At 30.9% G+C, this 527-nt stretch carries 1 protein-coding gene; it reads right to left on the bottom strand.

Translation table 11 applies throughout. The features are described from left to right. Window positions 1–298: 298 nt before the first annotated feature. On the bottom strand, window positions 299–490 hold the full coding sequence (locus tag CLTEP_RS14790) for a hypothetical protein (protein ID WP_153016386.1): 192 nt from the start codon (window positions 488–490) through the stop codon (window positions 299–301). Window positions 491–527: the final 37 nt, after the last annotated feature.

The raw sequence follows: 527 nt of genomic DNA, 5'->3' as shown, positions 1-527 counted from the left end.
CCAGTGAACTCGTTTTGCTAAAGCAAAACATCGGAACTTCAGGTGGAGACTCTACTCCACCTGAAGCAAAAAGCTTCAATCTCCCACTTATAGAAGTGGGAGTCTTATAGAATCGATAAAAGCAACAAAGATTGTTTGCTTCACTTCTAATATTTGTAAGGTGCCTGTTCCTTACAAAAACTGCAATATAGTTTTTGTTGGTACAACATCAGAAGATATCAAAAATAGGATGCTTGACTCCGATAGAATATTGGAATCAAGCACCCATATGTGCATGAATTTTAATTAAATTATCTGTCTACTTAACATATATAGGTTCTTCAATTCGTAATATGCAATATTTATATTTAATATACATATATTTTGTATTAATATTCACTATAAAAATCTCTACATGCTGCATTTTTTCGTTGTAATATATATGATAAAAATCTAAATTACGAATTGAAGATATAGGTTCATTCTGACGGTTGAAAAATTTTTTATCCATAGGATACTATCCACATATCATGGCAAACTTAACCTTG

Source organism: Clostridium tepidiprofundi DSM 19306 (assembly GCF_001594005.1).
Classification (GTDB): domain Bacteria; phylum Bacillota; class Clostridia; order Clostridiales; family Clostridiaceae; genus Clostridium_AC; species Clostridium_AC tepidiprofundi.
Note: the sequence above shows the minus strand (reverse complement) of the source record. Positions and strands in the feature narration are given on the sequence as shown.

What these genes read in the sequence shown, in the direction of transcription:
- CLTEP_RS14790 (WP_153016386.1), bottom strand. Translation starts at nt 490, where the DNA reads ATGGATAAAAAATTTTTCAACCGTCAGAATGAACCTATATCTTCAATT.